Origin of the sequence: Sphingobium sp. SA916, assembly GCF_002894065.1 — a bacterium.
Taxonomy (GTDB): domain Bacteria; phylum Pseudomonadota; class Alphaproteobacteria; order Sphingomonadales; family Sphingomonadaceae; genus Sphingobium; species Sphingobium fuliginis.
Genome location: NZ_LXYF01000007.1, coordinates 1 through 1,439, shown reverse-complemented (window position 1 = coordinate 1,439; position 1,439 = coordinate 1). Strand labels below are relative to the sequence as shown.

The window sequence follows — 1,439 nt, the reverse complement described above, 5'->3', positions numbered from 1 at the left end:
CTAGCACTACTTTGGCAGAAGTGTAATTTTTGGGATTCCCCCGGCGCAGGATGCGTGATTCATAGGGAGCCAGCTTTGATGGAGGCTGGTGATGGAAGGGGATTGGCAGGGCGATCTTGAGCGCTGGCTGAAACCGTATCTGCAGGGGCTCGGCAACAAGACACGGCGGCGGATGTGTCCAGCGTATATCGCGGGCTTGATCGGTCCCGGTGATCGCAAGAGCATCCAGCCCATGGCGGCCCGCGTGAGTGAGGTCAGCTACGACCGGCTGCACCATTTCATTGGTGCAGGTATCTGGGACAGCGCGCCGCTGGAAGCGACCTTGTGGCGACAGGCGGATGAGTTGGTCGGCGGTGACAAGGCCTGGCTGATCATCGACGACACCGCGCTGCCGAAGAAGGGCAAGGCGTCAGTCGGTGTCGCGCCGCAATACGCCACGGCGCTTGGCAAGAACGCGAACTGCCAGACGCTGGTATCGGTGACGCTGGCCTCGGGAGAAGTGCCGGTCATGCTGAGCTTACGACTTTTCCTGCCGGAAAGCTGGACGAGCGATGCGGTTCGGATGTCCAAGGCTGGTGTGCCTAATCTTCTCCAGACCTATCGCACGAAGCCCGAGATCGCCATTGAGGAGATCGACCGCGTCATCGCCGCTGGGGTCCGCTTCGGCTGCGTTCTGGCCGATGCGGGATATGGCTTATCCGCCTCGTTCCGGCAGGCATTGAGCGCACGGGATCTTCGCTGGGCCGTCGGCATCCCCCGGCACCAGAAGGTCTATCCTGCCGACGTGCAACTGATCTTCCCGGTGGAGAACCGCGGGCGTCCGCGTGTGCGGCACGTGCCCGACATCAAATCCCGGGCCGCGCACGCCATGCTCGAAGACGTAAAGTGGCGTCAGGTCAGCTGGCGCCGGGGAACAAAGGGGCGCCTGTCAGCGCGCTTTGCCGCCGTGCGTGTACGCGTCGCCGATGGTGCGCCACAGCGGATCGGCGCAGCCGGAGCTCAACACATGCCCGGCGAAGAAGCATGGCTGGTTGGCGAGCATCGCTCGACCGGCGAGCGAAAATACTACCTCTCGAACCTACCAGCCGATACCTCGATGAGGGACTTGGCGGGGGCGATCAAGGCGCGCTGGATCTGCGAGCAGGCGCATCAGCAACTCAAGGAAGAACTCGGCCTCGACCACTTCGAGGGTCGCTCCTGGACCGGGCTGCATCGGCACTCTCTGATGACAATGATGGCCTATGCCTTCCTTCAGACCCGCAGGCTCGCTCAGGCGGGACGGAAAAAAAAGAGTCCCTGGGCCACCACCTCAGCCCAGCCTGCCGGCAGTCCGCAAAGCCATCCTTGATCGCCTCTCGCGTGCACCGCCAGGCCAATGCCCTCATTGCGGGGGTGCTCTCTCAAGCGCGTCAGTCTCACTTCTGCCAAAGTAGTGCTAG

At 62.8% G+C, this 1,439-nt stretch carries 1 protein-coding gene; it reads left to right on the top strand.

The genetic code is table 11. The features are described 5' to 3' along the window. Window positions 1-91 precede the first annotated feature (91 nt). A complete protein-coding gene (locus tag A8G00_RS03315; RefSeq protein ID WP_102999995.1) occupies window positions 92-1,348 on the top strand; it encodes an IS701 family transposase in 1,257 nt (418 codons plus the stop codon). Window positions 1,349-1,439: the final 91 nt, after the last annotated feature.

Bases quoted from the DNA above. Each gene is read 5' to 3' on its own strand.
- A8G00_RS03315 (WP_102999995.1), top strand. From the start codon at position 92: ATGGAAGGGGATTGGCAGGGCGATCTTGAGCGCTGGCTGAAACCGTAT.